This window comes from Stieleria marina (assembly GCA_007741555.1).
GTDB lineage: Bacteria > Planctomycetota > Planctomycetia > Pirellulales > Pirellulaceae > K23-9.
On record CP036526.1, the window covers coordinates 2,630,732 to 2,642,853 of the forward strand.

Here is a 12,122-nt window from a genome sequence, read left to right on the forward strand (position 1 = left end):
TTTTTCAGAGCGAACTCTGATCGGACGCCGCAGAAGTTACTGCCGTAAGATCGTGACGGCTCCGCGTTCGTGGTTCATCGGCTGGTCGACCAAGTGGCGACGCACGGATGCAAGTGGGCAGTTGTCGGACGCCTGCATCGCTTGACGCAGTTGATTGCCGATTGTGGTTTGGTCAATTCCATCGCCGCCAAATCCGTCGCCATATGCCATCAGGACTTCACCCGCAGACATTCGGAACGTGGTGGCCGTGCAATTCAGATCGATGCGACTGGCCAATGGAGAATCGTTTGGTGCAATGGCGGGGCGATAGCCGTAGCGACCTGCGATCATAGCGATCATGCTGCCGGCCGATGCGATCTCGCCTTCGCCAGTTTCCGGATTGATTCGCACGTACATCAGCGACGTGAGCTGATCCATTGTGTTGGTTTGCCAAAGGGTGTCGCTGACTCGTTGCAGCAGTTGTTCTGGAGTGTGCCGATAGCCTGTATGCGATTCCAACGCGGCGCGGGCGATGGCGGCGCTCATGGAGCCGGCGATCGATTTATCTTCCGCTTCGGCAATCGCGATCATCAACGTCCCGTCTGGCAGCACGTCCCAGGCGTGCCAACCGGTTGCCCATGGTTGCGGCGATTCGATCATGCCGTCGACTCGCCAGTCTGGTGCAAGCAGCGTGCCCATGGGGAGTCCCGCGAACTGCCATTGGGCCAGGTCATCAACGTTGTGATCAGGCGTCGTGGTTTGTAAAGAACTGTCGGACGAAGCGGACTGCAGTTGCATCGCAATCTGGTTTGCGGCCAGCTGAGCGATCGCCGCGTGCGAATCTTCGAGTGACTGTTGTTCGCTGAAGTAAAACCATAGTGTTCCGATGGGGACGCCTGAGCTGACAAGGGAGGCGCACGCGGCGCTGGATGCATTTTCAGGGCAGCTCCAAGTGTCGAATGAAAGTTCGTGGAGGTCGCTGATCATCACGACGCCTTGAACCATCGCTTCCAAATCGCCGCGACTTCCTTGAAGCTGACGCGGCGGTGCGGCAAGGCGATTGTCGGGCAGTCCATGCATGCTCCGCATCGTCAGATTTTCGGTGTCGTCATCAAGCAGGTAGATCGCCGCGGCGTCGCATTTCATCGCGGTGACCATATCGGCTAGCGAATCACTCAATCGATCCGCTAGTGCACGCTGGGACGATTCGGGAACAACGGAGCAACGAGCCGCAAGCTCTGCATTTTGGATTCGGATTGTTTCGTGTGCGTCGGCAAGTTGCTGGGCGAGCGCTGTTGCCGAATCAGCCAGTCGCTGAGCGGAAAGTTTGTTGACCAACGGCGTGTTGTTTTTAGTTTCGCTCGTGTCACGGCTGTTTGCGTTGCCGGGAGCAGCCTGCAGTTGAACGCGAGCCTTGATGGAGGGGGACCCATTTCCCGCATCGATCCGCCAACCTGTCGCTTCGTTGTAGGCGTGCCAGAAATCGTTGACAGAGTCTTTGGCCAATGGTGCCTTTGTCTGAACGTTTTGATTGGAGGCCGTCTCGTGGTGAACGCGCAAGTAGTGAGGGATCGTTTTGGTCATACGACGTTTGCCAAGCAAGATAAAGGATGCGAAGGCAATCCATGCCTGGTAACACGCTCCGGAAAAGAGCGTCAACGATGTGACTGGCAGCCAAGTCGACGAGGAGCTTGCTACTGCGAACCATCAAGACATTCGGTCGTCCAGTTGCGTCTGACGTGAGGGAATTGTCAGAGAGAACTTGCAGGATTGGTCTGTCTTGTCGCCACAAAGAGTTGATCGTCGCGCGTTGCTGTTTTGCTGAAGCGATTGACCGGCAAAGTTCACGGAGTTTACTACGGCGCACGCGCGACCGAACCAATCGTCAGGACCTGCAGACTTTCGGTCCAGTGACCAATCAAGATCGTCCGGGTGGGCGCGTAAAAAAACCGAAGTCGCTCGGGGGCGACTTCGGTCGTGCGTGTTTCAGAAAGAACGTCGCGTTGCGTTACTGAGCGATCTCGTCGGTCAGGACATATTCGCGAAACGGAACGTTGCTGCTTTTGCCGCGTGGGGTCAAGATCGCTTGGTAGGCTCGGTAGTCGATTGAATCGGCCATGGTGCGTGTGGCACCATCGGCGAACACAGCGTGGACGACTCCCGAGTGGACCGAGGTTGGTCGAGCCAAGTTCATGGCATTCGAGTTGCCATTGGAGTAATCGAATTGCATCTTCATTTGGACGAATCCCGTTGGCCCTGATTGTCCGCCGCCGTTAATCGCGTGGAGTTCATCAAGCTGCAGGCAAGCCGTGTTTGAGTCGGACGGAATCAGTCGAGGCATCGATCCGTAGTCTTTGTCTTCGTAGTGCCAGACAATTCCACTGGTGAATTTGGAATACACGAGAGCTTTCGACCAAGCTAGCTCATTCAACCCGGTTCCAACGCAGTCATTAAGTGATGGGATGCCGGTATCGGTGTTGTAGCCGTCGACGAAGCCGGGGCGATGCCATGCTGTTGCTTGAACGTTCTCTGTGAACAGGAGCGTGCTCCCGAGGCCATCTTTCAGGTCACCCAGTGTGACTCGTGGTCCGGCAACGAAATCGGCTGCGCCGCCAACTCCAACGTACTTTGCGTTGAAGACGCCGTTGTTCTTGTCTTCCGCCAGATTGAACGGATAGATCTGCGTGTTATTGCGCATGTACGACATGCCGTTGTTGGGCACATAAGCTGTTCGACCCAGGTTGCCGTGTTCCACCGGACTGCTTGGGCATAAGAACACGCTGATGTTTGGCGCCGCTAACGCGCTGAATCCGGCACCCGAAAGCTCGAGCGAAACATCGTCTTCCGAACCAGCACCGGCGATGACTGGATAACGATCTTGGGACCATCGCTCCCAAACCGGTTGCTGATCTAGTTTGGACAGCAATGCAACGCCCCATCCGCCCACTTTGACGTGCCGTGGCACATTGCCGCCGAAGCTTCCCGGGTCACCCGGATCGGCGGTTGCGCCTGCAAAGACGCCGTAGTTCGCCATGTAGCCGGGGAACTCTCCTTTGGCGGTCGCGTAGCCAGTGGTTGCTTGTCCAATGCTGCGCAAGTTGTTCAAACACTGTGTCCGGCGACCGGCTTCGATTGCGGCGCCGACGGCCGGCAACAGCAATCCAACTAGGATGCCGATGATCGCAATGACAACTAGCAGTTCGACGAGCGTAAACGCCCTCGATTGCAATCGGGTGGGGTGTACAGACATGAGACGGATGCGCTCCTGGCGAGAGTGGAAGAAAAGAGAGTGGTGACGCAGCGAAATGAAAAAGTGTGGCGACGGGTTACGAGCGATGCAGCGTTGATCTTGAAAGGGTACCAAGACGTCCCGGGTTCACCGTTCACGCGATCGTCAAAATTCCCACGAGGGGGAACCGCTGGCGAGTCGAAAAATCGCTCCACCGTGAATGATAAAGACGCCTTAGATATTATCACTTTTATGGCGATCCATTGCAAATGCGTTGTTTGGCACCTTACAACCCAACAGCGGTGCAACGTTTCGCGGGAGTTTTCGGGCGTCAGGTGGCTGTTGCATAGAAATCGTTGATGGTGAGACTACTCTTTGATGGTAGACGTCGCTATTTCGCCGTAATTGCGGAGAAATTGCCTCTTTGTTGGGGGCACGGCAGTCGATCGTCCGCCAGTTCGCGGTCAAGATCGACCTCATTTGCACGCTGTTTTTGGACTCTGTGTGTCGATTATTTATTTAGACCATAACCGCACCACGCCGCTTGCCCCGTCGGTGCAGGAAGCGATGCAGCCCTACTGGTCGACGCATTTCATGCTTCCTGGCCAAGAACACGCCCATGCCCAGGCGATTGGCGAGGCCCTTGATCATGCCCGCGAAGGCGTCGCAATGTTGGCAGGTTGCGATCCATTTGAGGTCGTTTTTACCAGCGGCGGTACCGAATCGAATAACTTGGCGATCCTTGGCTCGCTTGCTCAGACCGCATCGGGGCACTTGCTGGTGTCATCGATGGAGCATGAATCGGTCTTGGCGGCAGTCGATAGCTTGGCCGATGGGCCCTGGGAAATCGAGACGATTCCGGCTGACAGTAATGGCTTGGTCGATCCCGATCAGGTTGCCAGTTTGCTGCGGCCAAACACGCGTTTGGTAGCTGTCCAGGCAGCGAATCCAGTGACGGGAACCATTCAAAGTATCCGCGAAATCGCAGACCTGGTCCACAACAGAGGGGTACACTTTCACTGCGACGCCACTCAGGTGTTTGGAAAGATCCCGTTCGACGTCAGCCAAATGAGAGCGGACTCGATGGCTCTAAGCGGGCATAAATTTTACGGTCCCAAAGGCAGTGGTGCGCTGTACGTTCGGCGTGGATTGCAGGTAGCTCCAATAGCGTACGGCGAGCCCCGCGAAATGGGGCTACGTCCGGGCGCGGAAAATGTGCCAGGTTGCATCGGAATTGGTGCCGCAGCAAGGCTTGCTAGCAAATGCGTGGTCGATGCAGAAGCGAATCTTCGCCAGTTGCGAGATCGATTCATTAGCGGGTTGCGATGCGTGATCGATCCGGAGCCTGTGATTGTTTGTGAAGACGTTTCAGCGTTGCCAAATACCGTGGCAGTTGAGCTGCCTTTGGAAGCCAATTTGGTACAGAAATCTGCGCGGGAATTGGTCTTTGCGACCGCCTTGTCCAGTGCTCCGGCTGACGAAATGACCCGTTCGTTGCAGGCCATTGGCAAGCAGCCCGATCAGATCCGGCGCACGGCCAGATTCTCCTTCGGCTGGACGACCAGTCGGGACCAGATCGATCGGTCGGTTGACCTGATCGCTGAAGCCTGGGATGCGTCGAAGTAGCGGCCGCAGGAGATGCTAGCCAGACCCTGGCGGGTGTCAGGGGTTTGGCCATGCGGGGTGTTCCTTGCGAGGGCAGAGAGGCCGCGAATCTGGCTTTTTGACGGGTAGTCCGGGGCCCTTCTGTTGCGTCTTTTCACTTTGCTTTGCTTCGCCATGCTTGGCGGGATGCACGTCGGCGAAGCGTTGGTTTTAAGGGGTTGACTCTTCGGTGTGACAGGGTGGCGCAACAGAATGCCACGTTGGGCCCCTCTTGTGGTGATTGATTGCGGGCGTGTCGCTTGGCGTGTGTGTTGACTCCTGCAATCCGGAGGAATGGAATAATCGTCAAGACCGCGATATCCGGCCGGATTTATGTAGAATAAAAGTCGTTACTGCTAAAGTGTCGTAAATAACGGCATTTTGAACGTCTTCGGGCGTTGCCATCAAAAGACGGGCCGACCTAGACACTTGGTGAATGCACATGATAGGCGTGCTCGATTTGCAGGCACTGCCGGAGTGCCTGTGTTTTGAAGGGGCTGCGTAAGATGTGGGCAGGCGTGCTTTGCTAGCCGTAAGTCGCTTATGCCAGCAACGTTAAGTGACAGCATTTGACGCCATGTAATCATCGGATCCAAACGACGGACCACCACGTCCATGGACCTCCTCAGAAGGACAAACTTTCGATGACTCAAACTGATCAAACTGATTCGCTCCGTTATGCTAGCGATCCCTCCCCCGAAGCGGCAGCTTCGTCGGAGCACCGGCTGCAACTCTCTCATCCTAACTGTACCTTGCCGCCCGAGCAGCGAGGAGCCGAAGCACTTCGGATCGCCCAAGAGGCGTTTGCAAAGACAGGTAGCTGGGTAGTCTTTTACCGCGAGATCATGGGCGTCGATGGGATCGTCCGAAAGCTGTTTCCAGGGTCGGAGGAGATGCGTCGTTTCGAGACTTCCAAAGAGTTTGGAGAGTTGCAAGAAATGGTCGCGGCCGTACGCAGCCAAGACAGCTCCAAAGGTGATGCGGCCGAACCTGAACGCATGATCACAATTCGGCTTCCCAAGAGCCTTCACGACACGCTTCGCTCGGAGTCAGATGAGATGAATCTGAGCATCAACAAGTTGTGTATCAGCAAGTTGCTACAGCGGATTGATCCGCGATGCGTCCCTGAGCAACAGGGCCGTCGTCGCGGACGCCGCCCTGGTCCGCAGGGGCCCCGCAAGAAGGTGGACAACACCGAGGCAACAGCGACTTTGACGCAGGTGCGAGTTCCCGGGCCGATCACCCCATCGTCGCTTGACGGCTAGTCTGTCGACGGGACGCTATGTCCAAAAAATATTAAAAACATCAAGCCGTCCGCTTTAATTCGGGCGGCTTGTTTTGATGGGCGATGATGTCGCGGCAATGGCCGAGTTGACGATCGGAGACAAAAGCGCTCCCATTCGGGTGGTGTCCGCAGAGGTTCGCTTCGTGAACTCGCCAGTGGTCAATTCGGTCATGAATGTTAGACTTGTTGATTCGTATCAACCGCCCTTTGCGAATGGGTGGCATCGTACGAAGTGATCGCTTTTGGCTAGCCAGTTTTGTAGGCCGCGTGCCGTGAAAAAACTTGCTGGTGCGAACCGTCTCGGTTCGGGATCACCTCAACTCGCGTGCCCGCCCTGCCCTTCTTCTTGGCTGACCATTTCTTAGCTGACTATGATCTCTTCCCCTACTTTTTCGACATCTCGCAACCAGATCGCTGGGCTGCCAATCGCCGACCTCGTTAGCCGCTTCGGAACCCCCCTCTACGTTTACGATCGAAGCATCATCGATCTCCGAATCGCTGACCTTGCTGCCTTTGACGTCATTCGCTTTGCTCAAAAAGCATGTGGTAATTTGGCGATCCTGGATCGGATGCGTCGCCAGGGTGTTTTGGTGGACGCGGTAAGTGCGGGGGAAATTAAGCGTGCAATCGCGGCGGGATATTCGACCGATCCGCAGAAGCACGAAATTGTCTACACGGCTGACATTTTTGATGCCGAAGCATTGGAGTTGGTTCTGGAGCACTCGATTCCAGTGAATTGCGGTTCGCCGGACATGATCAGCCAATTGGGCGAGCGAAAGCCTGGAGCGGACGTGACGCTGCGGATCAATCCCGGGTTCGGGCACGGGCACAGCCAAAAGACCAATACTGGCGGTCAGCAAAGTAAGCACGGAATTTGGCACACGCAAATCGATGATTGCCTGCGTCGGGCCGACCAGCATGGCGTGACGATCACGGGGCTGCACATGCACATTGGGTCTGGCACCGACCTGGAGCACCTGGGCGAAGTTTGCGAAGCGATGCAACGCGTCGCAATGGAAGTTGGCCGAACCGTGAAGACGATCAGCGCGGGCGGCGGGCTACCAGTTCCGTATAAGGAAGACGAAACGTACGTGGATCTGACGAAGTACTTTGAACTGTGGGACACGACTCGCAACACCCTGAGCAAAGAATTTGGGCACCGTCTTTCGCTTGAAATCGAACCGGGCCGATTCTTGACGGCTGAGAGCGGTTCGTTGATTGCGGAAGTACGCAGCGTCAAGCAAGTCGGCGAAAACCTGTTTGTATTGGTCGACGCGGGCTTCAATGATTTGGCTCGGCCCGTCATGTACGGTTCGCATCATCCGATCTCGGTCTGTGGCAAGTCGAGCGATGCATCGGAGCGGGAAGAAGTCGACATGGTGATCGGCGGGCCGCTTTGCGAATCCGGAGACATTTTTACTCAGCGGGAAGGCGGGTTCGTTGACACGCGAAAGTTGCCGATGTGCCGAGTCGGTGACTACGTCATTTTAGAAAATGCCGGAGCCTATGGTTTTGTGATGGCCAGCAACTACAACAGCAAGATGCGTGCGGCAGAGGTGTTAATCGAAGACGGCGAAGCAAAGTTGATTCGCCAGAGAGAAACGTTTGAGGATTTGGTTCGGGGCGAGATCATTCCCAGCTAATGCCGAGCGTAGCAGCTGAATTGAAATCACTCCGGAGGATAGCTTCGGACAATCTTCCCGTAAATTTGATTCAACGGGATTGGACCCCAGCGTCGACTGTCGTCTGAAACAGGGACGTTGTCGCCGAGAACGAAGACTTCGCCTGGCCCGATTTTGAGCTGATGGAGATCGTCGCGATCCGAATCTCGCAATCGGTATTCGACAAACCGTTCGATCGAGAGTTTCGGAAGCGACACAGCAGCGGCGATTTTTGAAAATCGGATCGAAACCGGTTCTTCCCGAGTGACGGGGGCAATGCTCTGCGTCATCTGTCTGGGCGAACGCTTTGGCAGTGGCTTCGGTTTCGAGCGAGCTTCATAGTAAGTGACCAGGTTTGGGCCGGATTTTGCAATCGCATGCTTGGCATAAACAACGCCGTTTGCATTCCAGAATGCAACGTGCAGTGTGAAGGGGGCAGATGCCGGCGAGATGCTTTCTGCATCAAAAGATATGACCAGCCGGTTTGCTTCATTGAGCCGCCGGGATACGCCAAGGTTAAACGCATAGTCGTCCTCGACGAAGCTTGGTTGGTTGTGTTGGCGGACGTATTGATGTCGGTAAACCAGCCAGTCGTTGTTGACTCGCGGAGCGTCGGCGTCCGGCACGACGTTATCTGATCCGGAGTTGTCCGAAGTGCTACCGACAAGGTTGCTTGGTTCGTAGCTCCAGTGCGAATGGCTGTCGCGTTTCCAGAATGTGTTTTTCTGTTTTGGTTGCCAGCGAGAGATTTCGTGTCGGTTGTCTTCGTCGACAATCAAGCGTTTCGGGCGCGTGGGAAACGGGGCGCGGGTGGTTGCGATCGCGTCTTCCAGTCGTTGATCGTTGATGAAGATTCGTTCGTCGCGAATCGAAATCGTGTCGCCGGGCAAAGCCGCGATTCGTTTAGCGCGTAGTTTGGAGTTGTATTCGATCGCAACGACGTCGCCGATCTGGAGAGTCGCCTTTTGTGTTTCGTCCAACGCCACAATTTCCACGATGTCACCTGCAACTTCGTCGGTGCGATGTAACGGGCCGCCGCAGATACCGCAGATCTGATGACGCGCAAGAAGTTGATCAAAATGCGGTTCCACTCTGTCAATGCGCTGGCAGCGAACGCATCGCGAACGGCAGCTCGGTCCAAAAAACGTTGGAACCATTGATGGGCCCGAGATGCGGAATGGGAACGAGCCGCTTCTCTCGCTAGATTGCTGAGCGTTGGGGGCTAAGTCAGGGCGTTGGTTGCCAAGGGAATACAGCAGAACCAAGATTGAGCAAGCCGAAACGGCTAGAGTCAGCCAAATTGCGGTCTTGTGAGCCGGTTTTTTTGCCGAAGTAATCGTTTTGCTCATGGGTAACGCCAACCTGCGGCACACTTTGGCTGTCAAAAATCCACCTGAAGTTCTATACTGCTGTCTTCTAAAACAGTGCCTGGATGGCAAGCTCACCAGCGGTTGTGAGGGCGACGCTTGCGAGAAGCGATCAACCAAACGCACCGCGAGTCTCCATGCCAATTGAATATCAGGCCAGCATTGGCGAGGATCGATCTGTTTGATGCAGCGATCGCCGCTTGGATTCTAACACAGAACTGCGAATGTCCGAATCGACACCCACCGCGTCCCGAGAGTCGGGGATGGAAAACAACTTGAATGCCGCCGCATCAACTGGCGGTCAAGCGGGACAATCAAAACGCGCGGACGCTTGCGACGCGGCGAAGTTGGAAACGCGTGGGCGAATGGGGACTGCACTTGGTGTGCGAGTGTTGGCGACGGGGTCTTATGTTCCCGACCAAATCGTAACCAACGAAGACTTGGCGGAGCTGGGTTGCGACAGCGATTGGATCGTTCGGCGAACGGGCATTTTGCGGCGCCGGCGTGCTGCGGATAATCAAGCGACCAGCGATCTGTGTTACGAAGCGGCTTTGCGATGCATGGACAACGCGAAGGTTTCGCCTAGTGCAATCGATTTGATCATCGTCGCAACGATCACTCCGGATCATCCGACGCCATCGACAGCGTGTCACCTGCAACGACGTTTGGGGGCAGTTGCACCAGCGATGGATATCAACGCAGCCTGTGCCGGGTTTATGTATGCGATGACGACGGCATCTCAGTTCATTGCTGCGGGCAATGCGAAATGTGTGCTGGTCATCGGAGCGGATCTAATGAGTCGCACGGTTGACCCGAAGGACATCAAAACGTATCCGCTATTCGGTGACGCTGCGGGGGCCGTCATCATGACACCGGACGACCAGGACGCGAGTGATTCCGAAGGCGGCAGTGGGCTGCTGTCCTACCAAATTGGTAGCGAAGGATGCGGCGGCGAAATGCTGTGCATCCCCGCAGGAGGAACGCGTCAGCCGCTGACTCCGGACGCTTATGCCGAAGGTCAACAGTACCTGACGATGGATGGCCGCAGTGTGTTTAAGTGGGCGGTGCGAGTATTTGACGAAAGCGCGAAGCAAGTTTTGGACGCGGCGGGAGTTGGTGCGGATCAGCTTGAACTGGTCGTTTTGCACCAAGCAAACCAGCGGATCATCGATTCGGCGGTATCCGGTTTGAACGTGACGGCAGAAAAAGTGTTCGTCAACTTGGACGAATACGGCAACACTTCGGGGGCCAGCATTCCATTGGCGCTGGACGAAGCTGTTCAGGGTGGTCGTTTGAAACGAGGTGACTACGTGTTGCTGTGTGGATTTGGCGCCGGGCTGGCTTGGGGCACTGCGTTACTTCGTTGGTAGAACTTGCCGATCGGTCTTTGGTTTTGCATCGGCGCGTTCGCGTTGGCTTTTCGAGCTTTGGGGTTGAGATCGGGGAAGAACGAGTGGCGGTTTCATGGTTGCATCCATCGCCGCCCACTGGTTGACGACTTCACTCAGCTTGGCGGGATATTCGTTCGACAAGTCGCGTTGTTCGCCCGGGTCACTGGCCAAGTGATAAAGCTCGAACGGCTCGCCTTTCTTCGGCCGCACAATCTTCCAGTTCCCAGATCGGAAAGCCGATTTGCCTCGGCCTAAACGCCAGTAAAGACGGTCGTGGACGGATTCTCGCGAAGGCGAATTGATCCAGCTCAGCAAACTAATGCCGTCAGTCTGTTCTGGTTTTGCAGCACCCGCGAGATCCAGCGCTGTCGCGGCGATGTCCAAACTGAGGACGGCGCGTGTTTCATCGCGACCGGCAGGAATACGACCCGGCATCGACCATATCATCGGGATGCGAATGCCGCCTTCGTATGGCGTGCCTTTGCCGCCTCGCAGTGGAGCGTTGCTGCTAGTCAGTTCTTCCGTTGGGCCACCGTTGTCACTTAAAAATACCAGCAATGTTCGACGTGTCAGAGCGTGTCGATCAATTGCTTCGCGGATCTCCGTTACGCCTCGATCCATGGCCACCAGCATCCCCGCGAAAACACGACGTTGCTCGTCCTCGATGCGGCTCAAAGATTGCAGGTCTGATTTCGCTGCTTGCAACGGACTATGGACTGCGTTGTAGCTAACGACCAAGCAGAACGGATTGGCGTGGTGATCGTCGATGTACTGAGCGGCTTCCCGTGAGATCGCGTCGGTCAAGTATTCTTTTTCGACAACGTGCTGTTGGCCTCGCATCACAGGATTGTGACCGTCGTAGTCTGGTTCGCTAATCGGTGCATAGTTTCCGCGGATGACATCGTCGGTCCGTTGACGTTCGCCCTTGGGCAGCGAGGTATCACGGATCATCGTCACGACGTCTTTGAAAGGCGGGCCGGGGACGTAGTAATGTCCTTCGTGCAGAAATCCGTAGAACGAATCGAAGCCTCGAGCCAGCGGATGCTTGTCGGGAGTGGAGCCCAGGTGCCATTTGCCGACGAGCCCGGTGTGGTAGCCGGCATCGGAGAGACGTTGGACGAAGGTTGTTTCGCTGAGCGGCAGACCCGCGATGGGCAGCAAGTTTCGCTGGCCGGTTGGATTCATATCATATCCAAACCGAGACTGGATCCGGCCGGTCATTAGTCCGGCGCGAGAAGGACTGCAGTAGGCTGCGGTCACATAACCTGATAAGCATCGCAGCCCGTCTTTGGCTAGCTGATCAATGCCTGGCGTCGGGATCTCTTGGTTGCCCATCATGCCCGTTTCGCCATAGCCCAGGTCATCGGCAATGATGACGACTATGTTGGGCCGCTCGTTGGATTCTGCATAAAGAGAAACGCAGGCCGCCGATGATGTGAAAGCGATTCCGGTCACGATTACTAGAATTTTTGGTAGACCAAACCTTTGCGGTCGATCGGGCGCGCTCTCTTGGGCCGGAGCGGGGATTCCAATTCTTGTGAACAGCGTTGCGGCAAGGAGCTTGAT

General features: G+C 55.9%; 8 protein-coding genes. 4 read left to right on the forward strand and 4 right to left on the reverse strand.

Annotation, left to right across the window (positions count from 1 at the left end; all coding sequences use genetic code 11):
* Nucleotides 1–36: 36 nt before the first annotated feature.
* Both K239x_RS09090 and K239x_RS09095 read right to left on the reverse strand, forming a co-directional pair.
* The gene (locus K239x_RS09090; protein WP_145417513.1) at nucleotides 37–1,563 is read right to left on the reverse strand and encodes a SpoIIE family protein phosphatase; all 1,527 of its coding nucleotides are present in this window, start codon (nucleotides 1,561–1,563) and stop codon (nucleotides 37–39) included.
* Between the two features lie 424 nt (nucleotides 1,564–1,987).
* Entirely contained in the window at nucleotides 1,988–3,229 is a 1,242-nt protein-coding gene (locus K239x_RS09095) for a DUF1559 family PulG-like putative transporter (RefSeq protein ID WP_145417514.1), read from the reverse strand.
* 483 nt (nucleotides 3,230–3,712) lie between these two features.
* Here K239x_RS09095 and K239x_RS09100 point away from each other — a divergent pair, with 483 nt between their 5' ends.
* The 3 genes from K239x_RS09100 to lysA all read left to right on the forward strand — a co-directional run bounded on the left by K239x_RS09100 (nucleotide 3,713) and on the right by lysA (nucleotide 7,780).
* Nucleotides 3,713–4,834 carry a cysteine desulfurase family protein gene (locus tag K239x_RS09100; protein WP_145417515.1) on the forward strand — a complete coding sequence of 374 codons (1,122 nt, stop codon included), beginning with the start codon at nucleotides 3,713–3,715 and terminating at the stop codon, nucleotides 4,832–4,834.
* A 662-nt stretch (nucleotides 4,835–5,496) separates the two neighbouring features.
* Nucleotides 5,497–6,117, forward strand: coding sequence for a hypothetical protein (locus K239x_RS09105; protein WP_145417516.1), 621 nt, complete (start codon nucleotides 5,497–5,499; stop codon nucleotides 6,115–6,117).
* A 391-nt stretch (nucleotides 6,118–6,508) separates the two neighbouring features.
* Complete coding sequence (gene lysA, locus K239x_RS09110) at nucleotides 6,509–7,780, forward strand: diaminopimelate decarboxylase (RefSeq protein ID WP_145417517.1); 1,272 nt, start codon at nucleotides 6,509–6,511, stop codon at nucleotides 7,778–7,780.
* 26 nt (nucleotides 7,781–7,806) lie between these two features.
* On the opposite strand, the gene K239x_RS09115 is transcribed toward lysA, so the two are convergent.
* Nucleotides 7,807–8,889, reverse strand: coding sequence for a S26 family signal peptidase (locus K239x_RS09115; protein ID WP_145417518.1), 1,083 nt, complete (start codon nucleotides 8,887–8,889; stop codon nucleotides 7,807–7,809).
* Nucleotides 8,890–9,389: 500 nt separating this feature from the next.
* On the opposite strand from K239x_RS09115, the gene K239x_RS09120 reads away from it, so the two are divergent.
* Nucleotides 9,390–10,535 carry a beta-ketoacyl-ACP synthase III gene (locus K239x_RS09120; RefSeq protein ID WP_473163575.1) on the forward strand — a complete coding sequence of 382 codons (1,146 nt, stop codon included), beginning with the start codon at nucleotides 9,390–9,392 and terminating at the stop codon, nucleotides 10,533–10,535.
* On the opposite strand, the gene K239x_RS09125 is transcribed toward K239x_RS09120, so the two are convergent.
* Nucleotides 10,521–12,011: a sulfatase-like hydrolase/transferase gene (locus tag K239x_RS09125; protein WP_419189860.1), complete on the reverse strand. Its 1,491-nt coding sequence runs from the start codon at nucleotides 12,009–12,011 to the stop codon at nucleotides 10,521–10,523. The two genes, K239x_RS09120 and K239x_RS09125, sit on opposite strands and share 15 nt — an antisense overlap.
* Nucleotides 12,012–12,122 lie beyond the last annotated feature (111 nt).